The organism is Proteus mirabilis HI4320, assembly GCF_000069965.1.
Lineage (GTDB): Bacteria > Pseudomonadota > Gammaproteobacteria > Enterobacterales > Enterobacteriaceae > Proteus > Proteus mirabilis.
In genome coordinates, this window is the sequence record NC_010554.1 from 853093 (window position 1) to 868548 (window position 15456).

The 15456-nt window shown below is 38.5% G+C and carries 10 protein-coding genes; 8 read left to right on the forward strand and 2 right to left on the reverse strand.

What is annotated here, in order from left to right; all coding sequences use genetic code 11:
• The first annotated feature begins 325 nt into the window (after positions 1-325).
• Positions 326-2941 carry an aminopeptidase N gene (gene pepN, locus PMI_RS03780; RefSeq protein WP_012367735.1) on the forward strand — a complete coding sequence of 872 codons (2616 nt, stop codon included), beginning with the start codon at positions 326-328 and terminating at the stop codon, positions 2939-2941.
• Between the two features lie 161 nt (positions 2942-3102).
• Here pepN and PMI_RS03785 read toward each other — a convergent pair whose 3' ends face one another.
• Entirely contained in the window at positions 3103-4134 is a 1032-nt protein-coding gene (locus PMI_RS03785; RefSeq protein WP_004247678.1) for a PDDEXK nuclease domain-containing protein, read from the reverse strand.
• A 356-nt stretch (positions 4135-4490) separates the two neighbouring features.
• Here PMI_RS03785 and pyrD point away from each other — a divergent pair, with 356 nt between their 5' ends.
• Both pyrD and PMI_RS03795 read left to right on the forward strand, forming a co-directional pair.
• Positions 4491-5501, forward strand: a complete 1011-nt coding sequence (gene pyrD, locus PMI_RS03790) for a quinone-dependent dihydroorotate dehydrogenase (protein ID WP_004251935.1) — start codon at positions 4491-4493, stop codon at positions 5499-5501.
• Between the two features lie 214 nt (positions 5502-5715).
• Positions 5716-6267 (forward strand): cell division protein ZapC, encoded by a 552-nt coding sequence (locus PMI_RS03795; protein ID WP_012367736.1) that lies wholly within the window; start codon positions 5716-5718, stop codon positions 6265-6267.
• A 266-nt stretch (positions 6268-6533) separates the two neighbouring features.
• Here the strand turns inward: PMI_RS03795 and PMI_RS03800 are convergent, their stop codons facing one another.
• Positions 6534-7676, reverse strand: a complete 1143-nt coding sequence (locus tag PMI_RS03800; RefSeq protein WP_012367737.1) for a YcbX family protein — start codon at positions 7674-7676, stop codon at positions 6534-6536.
• A 109-nt stretch (positions 7677-7785) separates the two neighbouring features.
• Here PMI_RS03800 and rlmKL point away from each other — a divergent pair, with 109 nt between their 5' ends.
• From rlmKL to pqiC, 5 genes are all read left to right on the forward strand, one after another.
• Positions 7786-9900: a bifunctional 23S rRNA (guanine(2069)-N(7))-methyltransferase RlmK/23S rRNA (guanine(2445)-N(2))-methyltransferase RlmL gene (gene rlmKL / locus PMI_RS03805; protein ID WP_004247681.1), complete on the forward strand. Its 2115-nt coding sequence runs from the start codon at positions 7786-7788 to the stop codon at positions 9898-9900.
• A gap of 6 nt (positions 9901-9906) precedes the next feature.
• Positions 9907-11838, forward strand: coding sequence for an ABC transporter ATP-binding protein (locus PMI_RS03810; RefSeq protein WP_004244674.1), 1932 nt, complete (start codon positions 9907-9909; stop codon positions 11836-11838).
• Positions 11839-11930: 92 nt separating this feature from the next.
• The gene (gene pqiA, locus PMI_RS03815) at positions 11931-13220 is read left to right on the forward strand and encodes a membrane integrity-associated transporter subunit PqiA (RefSeq protein WP_012367738.1); all 1290 of its coding nucleotides are present in this window, start codon (positions 11931-11933) and stop codon (positions 13218-13220) included.
• A complete protein-coding gene (gene pqiB / locus PMI_RS03820) occupies positions 13213-14865 on the forward strand; it encodes an intermembrane transport protein PqiB (protein ID WP_004244676.1) in 1653 nt (550 codons plus the stop codon). The genes pqiA and pqiB overlap by 8 nt, the downstream gene beginning before the upstream one ends.
• Positions 14865-15437, forward strand: coding sequence for a membrane integrity-associated transporter subunit PqiC (pqiC, locus tag PMI_RS03825; RefSeq protein WP_004244677.1), 573 nt, complete (start codon positions 14865-14867; stop codon positions 15435-15437). Before pqiB ends, pqiC begins: the two co-directional genes overlap by 1 nt.
• Positions 15438-15456: the final 19 nt, after the last annotated feature.

A 15456-nucleotide genomic window follows, 5' to 3' on the forward strand; every position in this document is an offset into this window, starting at 1 on the left:
TCACGGAGCGTTTTTATGTCAGCTAAATCGTTAAGGTTGGAGAGTATACCCGAATATGATGATAATGCGTCACTATTCGTTAATATTTCTCTGCGACATAAAAACAAGCTGTAAATCTCTATTGAGTTTACCACGTTAAACATAATTTGGGAGTATGTTAGCATCAATTAGCAAATAAATTAGTTACACATATTAATACCCCATTAACATTCTATTGACTTTTAATGTGCTCAATTGAATATTCGACTAGCTAAACCGTTTTTTGACGAGTAAGCTTTGGTTATATAACCGTAAAATAGTCGTGTTAACTAAAAGGCTTTTTTCTATGACACAACAAAGAATTGCTAAATATCGTAAAGATTACCGCGCCCCAGATTACACCATCACTGATTTGCATCTTGATTTTATCTTAGATAAAGAAAAAACACAGGTTACTGCTATTAGCCAATGCAAGCGCTTAGCGACAACGGTAACGCCGTTGGTGTTAGATGGGGAAGATTTAACATTAAAATCTATTTTTGTTAATGATGTTGCTTGGACACACTATAAAGAAGAAAACGGCAAACTCATCATTGACCAATTGCCTGAACAGTTTACGTTAAAAATTATTAATGAGATTAACCCATCAGCTAATACCGCGTTAGAAGGGTTATATGTTTCTGGCGATGCGCTATGTACACAGTGTGAAGCGGAAGGTTTCCGTCATATTACTTATTATTTAGATAGACCGGATGTTTTAGCGCGCTATACCACCACGATCACTGCAGATAAAAAACAGTATCCTTATCTATTATCTAATGGTAACCGTGTTGCACAAGGTGATCTTGAAGATGGTTGTCATTGGGTGACTTGGGAAGATCCGCATCCTAAACCAAGTTATCTCTTTGCATTAGTGGCGGGAGACTTTGATGTATTACGCGATACATTTAACACTAAAAGTGGTCGTGAAGTTGCTTTAGAGTTATTTGTCGATAAAGGTAATCTTGATCGTGCTGATTGGGCGATGACATCACTAAAAAATGCCATGAAATGGGATGAGTCACGCTTTAATTTAGAATACGATCTCGATATCTATATGATAGTCGCCGTTGATTTCTTTAATATGGGAGCAATGGAGAATAAAGGGCTTAATGTCTTTAACTCTAAATATGTTCTTGCTAAAAGCGAAACAGCAACAGACAAAGATTATTTAGGGATTGAATCTGTTATTGGCCATGAATATTTCCATAACTGGACAGGTAACCGTATTACTTGCCGTGACTGGTTCCAATTAAGCTTAAAAGAGGGACTAACGGTTTTCCGTGATCAAGAATTTAGCTCTGATTTAGGCTCTCGCTCAGTTAATCGTATCAATAACGTGCGTGTTATGCGTACAGCACAGTTTGCCGAAGATGCAAGCCCAATGGCTCATCCAATTCGTCCAGATAGTGTGATTGAAATGAATAACTTCTATACCTTAACGGTATATGAAAAAGGGGCGGAAGTGATCCGTATGATCCACACGCTACTCGGTGAAGAGAAATTCCAAGCGGGTATGCAGATGTATATTCATCGTCACGATGGTAGTGCTGCGACCTGTGATGATTTTGTACAAGCGATGGAAGATGCCTCTAATGTTGACCTGACTTTATTCCGTCGTTGGTATAGCCAATCAGGTACACCGGTATTGACTGTACGTGATAGCTATGACGCACAAAAACAGCAATATACATTAACCGTCAGTCAAATGACGCCACCAACGGCAGATCAGGCGGAAAAACAAGTTCTACATATTCCGTTAGATATTGAATTATATAATCAACAAGGGGAGGTTATCCCTTTACGTTCACAAGGTCAGCCGGTTTCTAATGTATTAAATGTGGTGAGAGAAGAGCAGCAGTTTATTTTTGATGATGTTGCTCAACAGCCAATTCCTTCATTATTGCGAGAATTCTCTGCGCCAGTAAAACTTGATTATCCTTTTACGGATGAGCAACTCTCATTCTTAATGAAACATGCACGTAATGCTTTTTCTCGTTGGGATGCGGCGCAATCTTTATTAGGTCGTTATATTAAAGAAAACGTTTCGCGTGTTCAAAAAGGGCAACCATTAATTTTACCTGAAATGGTAATTGATGCTTTCCGTGCTGTATTGCTTGATAAAGATATCGATCCTGCCTTGGCGGCACTTATTCTGACATTACCTACCGATGTTGAAGCGGGCGAAGCTTTTGCTATTATCGATCCTATTGCTATTCATCAGGCCTTAGGTTTTATTCGTAAAACTTTAGCCACTGAAATGGCTGATGAGTTCTCTGCGGTTTATCACTCAATGCATATCGGTGCTTACCGTGTCGATCATGGTGATATTGCTAAACGTGATTTACGCAATGTCTGCTTGGGTTATTTAGCCGTTGAAAACCAGCAAACGGGTAATCAATTGGTTGAAGCGCAATATCACAATAGCGACAACATGACCGATGCACTCGCGGCCTTAAATGCCGCAGTAATGGCACAATTACCTTGTAAAGAGGCACTATTACAAGAGTTTGATGATAAATGGCATCAAGATGGCTTGGTAATGGATAAGTGGTTTAGCTTACAAGCAATGAGTCCGGCAACTGATGTATTACAAACAGTACGCAGTTTGCTATCACATCGCTCTTTTACTTTAGCTAACCCAAATCGTACTCGTGCTTTAATCGGTGCGTTTGTGAATAATAACCCTGTGGCTTTCCATGCAGAAGATGGCTCAGGTTATTTATTATTGACAGAAATTCTGACTGACTTAAATAGCCGAAATCCACAGGTTGCATCTCGTCTTATTGAGCCGTTTATTCGTTTGAAACGCTATGATGCTAATCGCCAAGAGAAAATGCGTGCCGAGTTATTAAAGCTAAAAGCCCTTGATAACTTATCAGGTGATTTATATGAGAAAATCACTAAAGCATTAGCGGATTAACACTATATCGCTATCACTAAGTAAGTGATAAGAAGGTATTAAGTTAGCATGATAATTAGATCCCCAGCATATTCTGGGGATTTTTTATGGTAAGTATTTCATACAAAAAATTATAATGGTTTAATAATATGTATTGAATAAAAGCTAAGGGGTTATGACTATTATTCAAATAATTTTTGGCGTTCTTTTTCTAATTGTAAAATTAATTCTTTTTCGCTTGGTAATTCAAGCATATATTTTGAAGCGAATAGCTGTTTACTTTCATTTAGAATGGAGTATTTGGCTACTGTGTGATTTTTTTCAGTGCAAAGAATTAGCCCTATGGTTGGATTATCATCATGACGGCGTTTTTTCTCTTCATACATGCGGACATACATATCCATTTGCCCAACATCTTGATGGGTGAGTTTATGCATTTTTAAGTCTATTAACAAAAAGCATTTTAAGTGAAAGTTATAAAAAACTAAATCAATATAGAAATCACCATCATTAGTACTAATACGTTGTTGTCGTTCGACAAAAGCGAACCCTTTTCCTAATTCGAGTAAGAATTCTTTTAGGTTTTCTATTAAAGTTTGTTCTAGTTTATTTTCTTGCAGGATACTACTAGGTAGTCCTAGAAAATCAAAAATATAGGGATCACGTAAATAATCTTTGACTGAAGTTGCGAGTTCAGTAGTTTTTTGTTTTCCTTCAGCTAATACAGGATAAATACTTTGCTGTTTCCCCTGTGTTGAAAGTAATCGTTCATAATATAATGTGCTAATTTGTCTTTCTAATGCACGGGCGGACCAAGATTGTGTAATTGCTTCATCTATATACCATTGACGGGCGAGTTCATTCTTTAGTTTTAGTAGCGTTCTATAATGAGTCCAACTTAATTCGTGACGCACTGCGTCACGAATTGGAAATGTGAGATAAAATTTCCTCATATATCGAAGATTTGAGGTATCAAATCCTTTACCAAATTCTTTTGTTAATTCAGCTGATAAAGTTTGTAAAACTCTTTTTCCAAATTTTGCTCGATTATCTCCATGTTGTTCATCTTCAACAATTAAACGACCGATTTCCCAATATGTTTGTACCATTATGCTGTTTACTGCTTGTACTGTGTTTTTTCTACCTTGTATCAAGAGGTTTCGAATATTCGTAAGTAAAGGGGTGTGCGTGTTAATGGTTTTTTTATCGTTCATAAAGTAGTTTCCATTTTTGAGTATAAAAGACTCTTTTACTCAATTTACTATCCAAGTTTAGCGCTACTGAATTGCTAGGATTTAACTAGTGTTATATTGCTCAATAATTGTAGAAAACTTTATTTATTGATAAATATGAAAAAAATCTTAAATATTGATTTTTTTAAGTTTTTTGAGATGTTACATCATCTTAATGAAAGGAGAATTGTGCGAGGGACATCATAAACTGGGGATTTTTTATGGTGAATTGTGCAATTGAAACGTTTACTTTTCGTGCTTTTATCTATATGATGCTCGACGCTTAAATCGTCGTAGACATATCATTCCTAATACCCGATATTCTCAATGGAGATCGTATGTATTATTCCTTAGTAAGGAAGGCATTGTTTCGGCTAGATCCTGAACGTGCCCATGATTTTACCTTTCGTCAGTTAAAACGCTTATCTCATTCCCCATTTCAATTTCTTATTCAACAATCACTTCCTGCCAAACCCGTTTCTTGTATGGGACTTTCATTTAAAAATCCTCTCGGTCTTGCCGCCGGCCTTGATAAAAATGGTGATTGCATTGATGCATTAGGGGCAATGGGGTTTGGCTTTATTGAAGTGGGTACTGTTACACCACGAGCACAAGTAGGTAATGACAAACCGCGTCTCTTTCGCTTAGTAGAAGCTGAAGGCTTAATTAATCGAATGGGGTTTAATAATTTAGGGGTTGATAACCTAATAGAGAATGTAAAACAATCTCAATATGGTGGTGTGCTGGGTATTAATATCGGTAAAAATAAAGATACCCCCGTAGAGCAAGGAAAAGATGATTACTTAATCTGTATGGAAAAAGTTTACCCTTATGCAGGTTATATTGCGATTAACATCTCTTCACCTAATACCCCCGGCTTACGGACACTCCAATATGGTGAAGCATTAGACGATTTATTATCTGCGATTAAAAATAAACAACTTGAGTTACAAGGGAAATATCAAAAATATGTGCCTGTGGCCGTTAAAATTGCCCCTGATCTTACTCATGAAGAATTAATCCAAGTTGCAGATAGCTTAGTGCGTCACCATATTGATGGCGTAATTGCGACCAATACAACATTAGACAAATCATTAGTGAGTGGATTAGATCACTGCAATGAAGCCGGTGGATTAAGCGGTCGTCCGGTTCAATCAAAAAGTACACAAATCATTCGACAACTAAATGAAGAGTTAAAAGGCGCTTTACCTATTATTGGGGTAGGGGGGATTGATTCATTGACTGCCGCACGCGAAAAAATGGATGCAGGTGCTTCTTTAATACAAGTCTATTCAGGATTCATTTATCATGGTCCTGCACTTATAAAATCTATAATTAATCATATTTAATTACATTCAATAATCAGTTAAGGGCTTTTCTTCTGCCCTTAACTCGTTTATATTGCCTCTAGTTGATTATTTTTTATTAAATGGCAGTGATTGTGCTTAATTAATAAAAAAATGAACCCTGTTTTTGTTAGGTGGTATTAAATATTTTATTTAGGTTATTTAATATTGAGTATCAGAGAAAAAAGCAGGTAATAAATCGAAGGGGGAATAATTAGTGATAATAAAACCCGATGATCGCTGGCGTTGGTATTTTGATGACGAGCAACAAAAGTTGATGCTCGATTTAGCTAATGGAATGATTTTTCGTAGTCGTTTTCCAAGTAAAATGCTAAGTGCAACTGCTCATCAATCATCACCTTTTACTGTTGATGATGCTGCTCTTTATTATGGATATGATGAGCAAATCCGCCAGATTGATATGCCTTCTGAGTCGCGAGCAGAATTAGCGTTAAACGCATTAATAGCCCATCGTTTTTTAAAGCCATTAATGCCTAAGAGCTGGTATTTTGAAGTGAGTCATTCATCAACCCGCCCTTATTTAGCTCAAGTGGTGGAAACCGCATTGAAAGATAGCAATGAAAAAGTGCTTTTTTTAGTGGCGGAAGTGGGAGAGCAAGCCTGTTTATGCTTATTAGCCCAGCCTCAGTTAGCATTATTTGATAGAACACTAACGTTTTGTGATCCACTAAAAATCATGAATGATCGGTTAAGTGAATATCATAAACAGTCTGAGCCAAGATCGTTTTTGTACGAAAAAGTCATCTAATAAAAGAGTAAAAAGGACTTACTCTTTTATTTTCACTTATTGTTTATAATATGCTAAAAACAATTGGCCTTAAACAACACTTCCTAAAATCAAATCTGCATTATTCTCTTTTTGCAACAAATTTATAAAAGTAAATAAAGTGAGTTTATAGTTAATTTAAAATTGGGTTATTGATGAGATAATTCTTAATCAGCAGAGCAGATCATGCAAAATAAAAAGAAGATAAGGACAGTTTACCTTCTTTTTATTTGTGATAAAGATAAGCGTTATTTTTTATTAAGTGAAAGTTTTACATTGCCTTTAGGAACACAACTACATGCGAGTATTCTGCCAGAACGTTTTATGGCACCTGCTTTTAATGCATTGACATCACCTTCATCTAATTGAATAACACAAGAGCCACAAATCCCCGCACGACAACTATAGGGAATAGCATAACCGTGATTTTCCAGTTGCTCTAACAACACCTCTTGATTATTCCCATCAAAGCTGATGCCATTAAATTCAATAGTGACAGCTTGTTTTGGCTCTTGAGCGGAGGCTGCTGTAACCGCATTGTCAGTTGCTGGTTCGGTTGTTTGCTCTGTTGTTTGTAAATAAGATTTCGCTTCTTTATAAGCTAATATTTCAACTTTATCCCCAACACGAATAATACCTGATTGGCGAATGATAATATTTTGACCAAAATCCACATCGCCTTTTTCATCTGTACGGAATGTTTGCAGTGTTGCTAACGGTTCTGTGGTAGGATGTTTAATGCCTTTATCGATACTGATAGTGGTCATAATGCAGCGACTGCAAGGCTTGACTAAGTCCATGACGACAGAGCCAATACGGATTGTTTGCCAGCTATCTTCTGCAAAAGGTTTTGCACCTGTGATGATGATATTACCGCGAAATTGCTCAATATTGATTGAAGCTGGGCAACGCTGTTGCAGAGACTGAAATGAGGCTTCATTAATCAATAGATAAGGGTAACCGTCAGCGAACGAAACCGCGGTTTCAGGAGATTTTTTTACTCGACGTGTTGATTTTTCACCCGTCCAGCGAAGTTGTACATCCATGCCTAAATAGCGGCTGAACCATTGATTTATTTCATCTGGGGCAACATAAGCGGTAAAATGATTTCCCCACACTTCAGTTGGTTGTAATGAAGATTGAAAATCCTGATAAGTAATGGCAATTCCTTCACCATCGGGTGCTTGAATATAAATACCATTTGTCATTACAGTGGGAATAAAACACAGCAACAAAGGGTATTTACGTGCGGTGATAAATGTCCCCTCAGGGGTCGTTATCATAAAATCACGATCAAACGTGAAGCCGCTTTCACGGGCAAAGGCTTGAGAAAGACGAGTCCCTTTCATTGATTTTACAGGGTGTATATAAAGGCGTGATACGTTGATCATCAGTGCTCCCAAAAAGGTTTTATTATTTTTTTATCGTCAGTAACTTTATGACAACGTAATACAATTAGCTATAATGCCCAACAATTTTATTTTAGGTGGTAACAATATTATGCGCTCTCTGTTTGCCAGCACAGGCCGAGGTCTGGAAGAATTATTAAAAACTGAACTTGAACACCTTGGTGCCCAGTCTTGCCAGATTACGCAAGGTGGTGTCTATTTCCGTGCTGATGATAAAACCATGTATCAGTCTTTGCTCTGGAGCCGTTTAGCTTCTCGCATCATGCTTCCGCTAAATGAATTTAATGTCTACAGTGATCTAGATTTATACCTTGGTGTGCAAGCAATTGATTGGAGCGAAGTATTTACAGTTAATCATACTTTTGCTATTCACTTTAATGGCACTAATGATGTGATCCGTAATAGCCAATATGGTGCATTAAAAGCGAAAGATGCTATCGTCGATTCATTCCAACGTAAAATAGGGCAACGACCGGATGTTGCTAAGCAATCACCGGATATTCGTTTAACTATACATCTACATAAAGAAAAAGCGTCATTATCTTTAGATCTCAGTGGCGATGGATTACATCAACGTGGTTATCGTGACTTAACAGGGCAAGCACCGCTAAAAGAGAATCTAGCAGCAGCGATTATTATGCGTTCAGGTTGGAAAACCGATACACCATTAATTGATCCTATGTGTGGCTCAGGTACTTTACTTATTGAAGCAGCAATGATGGCGACGGATTGTGCTCCCGCTTTAAATCGAGTCCATTGGGGTTTCCGTCATTGGTTAGGACATAATGAAGCGCTATGGAAAGAAGTCACTCATGAAGCATTTGCCCGCTTCCGTGAAGGTAAAAAGAATACTCAAGCGCGTTTTTATGGTTTCGATGTGGATAAACGTGTATTAGATATGGCAAGAGCCAACGCACGTCGTGCGGATGTGGCCGATTTAATTACTTTTACCCAAGGTGATGCAGCAAAACTGACTAACCCAGTATCCACGGGTGTTAAAGGGACGATTATTAGTAACCCGCCTTATGGTGAACGTTTAGAAAGTGAACCCGCACTCATTGCTTTGCATAGCCAGTTAGGACGTGCGGTAAAAGCCCATTTCCCAGGATGGCGATTATCACTTTTTAGTGCTTCTCCTGAATTGTTAAGCTGTATTCAGTTACGTGCTGAGCGTGAATTTAAAGCTAAAAATGGCCCGTTAGATTGTGTACAAAAAAACTATTTATTATCAGAAACACCTTCGACGATTAATACACGACTGGCGGAAGATTTTGCTAACCGTTTACGTAAAAATGAGAAAAAACTCGCAAAATGGGCAAAACAACAGCAAATTGAGTGTTATCGCTTATATGATGCTGATTTACCAGAATATAATGTTGCGGTAGATCGCTATGGCGAAAAAGTGGTGATCCAAGAGTATGCACCTCCAAAAACCATTAATGAACATAAAGCACGCCAGCGTTTATTTGATGTGATTAGTGCCACCATGGAGGTTTTGGCATTACGCTCTGATCAACTAATTTTAAAAACTCGTCAACGCCAAAAAGGTAAACAACAATATGAAAAAATGGCAGAGAAAGGGGATTTCTTTTTAGTTGATGAGTTTGGTGCCAAATTCTGGGTGAATTTAACCGACTATCTCGATACTGGACTGTTTTTAGATCACCGCATTGCACGCAAAATGTTAGGTGAAATGAGCAAAGGAAAAGACTTTTTAAATCTCTTTGCTTATACCGGTAGCGCGTCAGTCCATGCTGGGTTGGGGGGAGCTAAAAGTACCACAACAGTAGATATGTCACGAACTTATCTTGAATGGGCTGAGAAAAACTTTCAAGCAAATGGATTATCAGGTAGACAACATCGTTTAATGCAGGCGGATTGCTTACAGTGGCTAAGCCAAAGTAATGAACAGTTTGATGTGATTTTTATCGATCCTCCGACGTTCTCTAATTCAAAACGCATGGAAAATACCTTTGATGTACAACGTGATCATATTGAATTAATGAAACATCTAAAGCGTTTGTTAAGAAAAGGCGGAACAATTATGTTCTCAAATAATAAACGTGGTTTCAAAATGGATCATGAAGCATTAGCGAATATTGGGTTAACAGCAAAAGAGATAACACAAAAAACGTTATCGCAAGATTTTGCACGTAACCGCCAAATCCACAATTGCTGGCTATTAAATCATGCTGGTGAGGAATAATTTACAATGCCGTTAATTAGTTTGACTGGGGCTTATTTAGCGTTTAGTGATGCCCCTTTATTAGATAATACAGACTTGTTTATTGATGAAAATGAACGCGTTTGTTTAGTCGGTCGCAATGGTGCCGGAAAATCGACCCTATTAAGAGTGTTAGCCAAAGAGCAGCCCTTAGATGATGGGCAAGTGGTGTATGAACAAGATCTGGTGACTGCACGTTTACAACAAGATCCCCCCAGAGATATCGAAGGCACTATTTTTGATTTTGTCGCGCAAGGCGTTGCAGAAGATGCGCAATATATTACCGAATATCATCGTGTTTCAAAGGTAATAGAAACGGACCCTTCTGAAAAAAATCTTAATCGATTAGCTCAGTTACAAGAAGTGCTCGATAACCGTAATCTCTGGTTATTAGATAGCCGTATTGCTGAAGTACTGGAAAAATTAGGGTTAAATGGCGAAGCTGAGCTTTCCTCACTTTCTGGAGGATGGTTAAGAAAAGCCGCATTAGGGCGCGCATTAGTGAGCGCACCGAAAGTGCTCTTTTTGGATGAGCCCACCAACCATCTAGATATAGAAACTATCTTATGGTTAGAGAAATTCTTAAAGGATTTCCAAGGTAGCATTGTCTTTATTTCCCATGACCGATCATTTATTCGTAATATGGCAACCCGCATTATTGATTTAGATCGCGGAAAACTATCCTCATGGCCGGGAAATTACGATAAATATCTGGAAAGTAAAGAAGAGGCATTGCGTGTTGAAGAGCAACAAAATGCTGAGTTTGACCGGAAATTAGCGCAAGAAGAAGCATGGATACGTCAAGGGATCAAAGCTCGCCGGACTCGTAATGAAGGTCGTGTACGGGCATTAAAAGCATTGCGAGTTGAACGAAGTGAACGTCGTGAAGTATTAGGCAGTGCTCGTATGCAGGTCGAAGAAGCAACGCGCTCAGGTAAAATTGTGTTTGAATTAGAAGATGTTAATTATAGCATCGGTACGCGTAGGCTCGTTCGTGACTTCTCTGCAAAAGTGCAACGAGGAGATAAAATTGCCTTAGTTGGCCCTAATGGTTGTGGTAAAACCACACTACTCAAATTGATGTTAGGGGATTTAAAAGCAGATAGTGGTCGTATTCATTGCGGCACTAAATTAGAAGTTGCTTATTTTGATCAACACCGTGCCACACTTGATCCTGATAAAACAGTGATGGATAACCTTGCAGAAGGTAAGCAAGAGGTGATGGTAAATGGTCGTCCTCGTCATGTTTTAGGTTATTTGCAAGATTTCTTATTTCCACCAAAACGTGCCATGACACCTGTTAGAGCACTTTCGGGGGGCGAAAGAAATCGTCTATTGCTTGCTCGTTTGTTCTTAAAACCAAGCAATTTACTTATTCTTGATGAACCAACTAATGATCTTGATGTTGAAACATTAGAACTATTAGAAGAGCTGGTGGATGCTTATCAAGGCACTGTGTTGTTGGTTAGCCATGATCGTGAATTTGTTGATAATAGTGTTACGGAGTGTTGGATCTTTGAAGGTGATGGCGTAATCAATAGCTATGTTGGTGGCTATTATGATGCGCAGCAGCAGCGGGCACAGTCTGTTTCTCTTAAAAATGAAGCGAATAAGTCACGTAATGCACCAGAAAAAACTGAAAAAGAGACTAAACCAAAACAGAACGCCAAAAAGGCTACACGAAGTAACAATAAGTTAAGCTATCATTTGATCCGCGAGCTTGAACAACTGCCCGCTAAACTGGAACGTTTAGAAGAGGAATTAGGTTGTTTACAAGAAGAAGTGGCTGCAGCTGATTTCTTTACACGTCCTCATGAAGAGACAGAAAAAGTGCTAAAAGCATTAGCTGATAAGGAAAATGAACTTGAAACAGCTTTTGATAGATGGCAAGAGTTGGAGATGATGCAAAACGGTGAATAACGTATGCCAACTCATAACGGGGCATAATGCCCCGTTTTAGTCTCTATACTTATTGTTGTTTATTGATTATCAAATAAATGAGAGGTGCCGTTGTGTGTTCGGGTCAACATTCTTGTCATGAAGAACAACATGAGCAAATATTGTGCCCTCAGTGCGATCTGGTAGTGAGTGTTCCTGAATTAGCCCAAGGAACCAAGGCGACCTGTCCACGTTGTCACACTTTGCTAACAGCACGTTGGCGACAACCTTTTTATCAGCCTGTAGCCTTGGCGATTAGTGCATTATTTATGTTGTTAATGGCTTGCCAATTTACTTTTGTCAGTATGGAAGTGGCAGGAATTACCAATAACATTACTTTAATGCAGATCCCAACTGTGATGTTTAGCGAAAATTATGTTGAGCTAGGCGCTTTCTTTTTACTCTTTGTACAAGTGGTTCCTGCTTTCTGCATGATAGCGATTTTACTGCTTTGTACACCCATTAAGCTGCCAAGAAAATTACAAATTTGGCTATCACGAATTCTTTTCCAATTAAAATCGTGGTGTATGGCAGAGATTTTTTTAGCCGGTATTTTAGTCAGTTTTGTCAAGCTAATGGCGTATGGTGATATCGGCTTAGGGTTAAGCTTTCTACCTTATGTACTTTACTGCTTATTACAAATTCGTGCATTTCAATGTTTAGATCGTCATACATTATGGGAAAAACTAGAATCGCGACCCGCTTATCCTAAAATTGAATCAGGTAAAACAGGTTTAAAGCAAGGGGTAAGATTATGTCGTTCTTGCACTGCTATTTTACCGGCTGATCAATATGAATGTAGTCGTTGTGAAGTAAAAGGGTATGCGAGAAAACCTCATAGTTTGCAATGGACGCTCTCTTTCTTAATTACTTCTTTAATTCTTTATATTCCGGCTAACCTATTGCCGATTATGGTGACGGAATCGCTGGGTAATAATCTTTACTCAACCATAATGGCTGGGGTTATCTTACTTTGGGAAGATGGTTCATATCCTGTGGCAATGGTTATTTTTATTGCCAGTATTATGGTACCCAGTTTAAAAATGGTAGCTATCGGTTGGCTATGTTGGGATGCACATAAAGCCAAAGGAAAACGTGATCCGGCGAGAATGCACTTTCTCTATGAAGTGGTTGAATATGTAGGGCGTTGGTCAATGATTGACGTTTTTGTTATCGCTGTTTTAGCTTCATTAGTCAGAATGGGACGTCTGATGAGTATCTATCCCGATTTTGGTGTAGTGCTATTTGCATTGGTTGTCGTATTAACGATGTTCTCTGCAATGATGTTTGATCCTCGGTTAACATGGGATAAATGTACTGCCGATGATGATAAACCCATGATTAAGGAGCCTAAGGGTGACTGAAAAGAACGATACTGCTTTAACACAAGCAAAAATTAATAAACTGAAAAGCTGGTCTCCAGTTTGGATAATACCTCTTGTTACGTTATTGATAGGAGCTTGGATACTTTATTATCATTTCAGTCATCAAGGTCCTGAAGTCACATTAATAACCTATAATGCTGATGGTATTGAAGCAGGTAAAACTAAAATAAAGAGCCGCAGTGTTGATATTGGCTTAGTCGAAAGTGTGACATTAGATAGTAATTTTAGTCGAGTGATCATCAAAGCACGTCTCGATAATGAAATGAAAGAGCTACTGCGTGCTGATACCGCTTTTTGGGTGGTTAAACCACAAGTGGGAAAAGAAGGTGTCACTGGTTTAGGTACTCTACTCTCAGGTGCTTATATTGAGCTACAACCCGGTTTAACAGGTAAAGAGCAGGATGAATTTAATTTATTGGACTCTCCGCCACTGGCCTCTCCGGATGCAAAGGGGATACGCATTAATTTAGTCAGTGAAAGAGCAGGCCAGCTTAATGCAGGTGATCCGGTATTATTTAGGGGTTATCAAGTCGGCTCGGTTGAGACGAGTGAATTTAATATTGAAAGCCGAGATATGCACTACCAGCTTTTTATCAAAGCACCTTATGACAAAATGGTCACGTCGAATGTTCGTTTCTGGAAAGATTCAGGCATTGCATTTGATATGTCATCATCAGGGGTTCGTGTTGAAATGGCTTCGCTTTCCACACTGTTTAGCGGTGGGGTGAGTTTCGATGTGCCTACGGGGTGGTTACCTGGTGAAGCTATTGCCCCTAAAACAGAATTTAAACTTTATGATAACGAAAAGAGTATTCAAAATTCGTTATATACCGATTACCGTAGCTATATTATGTTTTTCTCTGATTCTATAAGAGGATTACAAGCCGGAGCGCCAGTTGAGTTCCGTGGTATTAGAATGGGTACGGTTGTTCAAGTACCCTATTACACCCAAGAAATGCAACAATCGTTAGATAAAGATTTCCGTATTCCTGTGCTTATCCATGTTGAGCCGGAACGTTTTGCGAATGATGTCGGTGAAAGTTTTGATTTCGTAAAAGAGCTTTCTTCTGCTGCTAAAAATGGATTAAGAGCATCGTTAAAATCAGGCAATCTATTAACAGGTGCGCTGTATATTGATCTGGACTTTTATCAAGATGTTGAACCTTGGAAAGGGCCACAAACTGTTGCAGGATTACCACAAATACCCACAGTCAGTTCTGGTTTAACGCAAATTCAGCAAAAAGTGATGACTTCATTGGATAAGATCAACAATCTTCCTGTTGAGCCAATGTTGAAAGAGATGACTGCGACATTAACCGAAAGTCAAAAAGCGGTTGCTGAAGCGAAGGAAACTCTGAAATCATTAAATGCTATGATTGGTAGTGATGACTTCCAAAAACTGCCTAATGATATTCAACAGTCATTAAAAGAGATCAATCGCAGTATGCAAGGTTTCCAACCTGGCTCACCGGCATACAGTAAAATGGTTGATAATATGCAACGCTTAGATCAAGTGCTCAGAGAGATGCAACCGCTATTGAAGACCTTAAACAATAAGAGCAACGCATTAATTTTTGAAGCACAACAAGGTAAAGATCCTGAACCAAAGAGGGCTGAAAAATAATGAAATATATTATTGGGATCGCGGTATTGATGCTGACGGCTTGTTCAAGTGTGCCTGATAAAGCTTATTATCAATTACCTGATGTTTATCAAGGTGCAAATAATAAGGTTGTTACAACTACTGAGAGCGCAAAGCAAGATCAGATTTGGGTTCAGCCTATCCGTTTATCTGATATGTTAGTTAACACGGGCATTGTCTATCAAACCAGTGATATCAATTATACCGTTGCTAACCAACATTTGTGGATAAACCCGCTTGATCAACAGCTACAGCAAAATCTGGTTGTGGGATTAGCAAAAGAATTCCCTAATCGAGTGGTTTCGACACAACCTATTGAAGATAAACTTGCTAAATTGACTGTCAATGTTAATTATTTTCAAGGTCGATATGACGGCAAAGTGATTATTGCTGGTGATTGGATCTACACTCAAGGCAATAAAGTGATTAGTCAGCCTTTTTCTGTCGCGTTAACACAAACGGAAGATGGCTATCCGGCTCTGGTACGTACGCTAGGGGAAGGATGGCAGAATGTCGTCGCTGAGATCGCAAAAACAATTAAATCACAATATTAATTGTTTTATACAGTAATAT

Coding starts and splice junctions, on each gene's coding strand:
- pyrD (WP_004251935.1), top strand. CDS start 4,491: ATGTATTATTCCTTAGTAAGGAAGGCATTGTTTCGGCTAGATCCTGAA.
- PMI_RS03800 (WP_012367737.1), bottom strand. CDS start 7,676: ATGATCAACGTATCACGCCTTTATATACACCCTGTAAAATCAATGAAA.
- pqiC (WP_004244677.1), top strand. CDS start 14,865: ATGAAATATATTATTGGGATCGCGGTATTGATGCTGACGGCTTGTTCA.
- rlmKL (WP_004247681.1), top strand. CDS start 7,786: ATGCGCTCTCTGTTTGCCAGCACAGGCCGAGGTCTGGAAGAATTATTA.
- PMI_RS03810 (WP_004244674.1), top strand. CDS start 9,907: ATGCCGTTAATTAGTTTGACTGGGGCTTATTTAGCGTTTAGTGATGCC.
- pepN (WP_012367735.1), top strand. CDS start 326: ATGACACAACAAAGAATTGCTAAATATCGTAAAGATTACCGCGCCCCA.
- PMI_RS03785 (WP_004247678.1), bottom strand. CDS start 4,134: ATGAACGATAAAAAAACCATTAACACGCACACCCCTTTACTTACGAAT.